At 72.7% G+C, this 238-nt stretch carries 1 protein-coding gene; it reads right to left on the bottom strand.

All coding sequences use genetic code 11. The features are described from left to right. Window positions 1-238 (bottom strand): PAS domain-containing protein (locus tag SB775_RS33595; protein ID WP_410865635.1); only part of this gene is annotated, 238 nt, incomplete at both ends.

Here is a 238-nt window from a genome sequence, read left to right on the forward strand (position 1 = left end):
GTCCAGCCCCCCATGCGCAGGAACGCGGGATTGGCATCCAGCACCCGGTCCTCGGCATCCAGCACCAGGACCGCCTCGTCGACCAGCGCCAGCGCCTGCACGGCGGCTTGGTCGAGCGGGCGCTGCGGCCGGCGCCTGCGGTGCCGCCCGTAATAGGTGATTGCCGCCAGCACGGCCGCCGTTCCCGCGGCCAGCGAGGCCAGGGGGTGCGGAAGCAACAGGGCGACGAGTAAATGCG

This window comes from Peribacillus sp. SIMBA_075, from assembly GCF_046534585.1.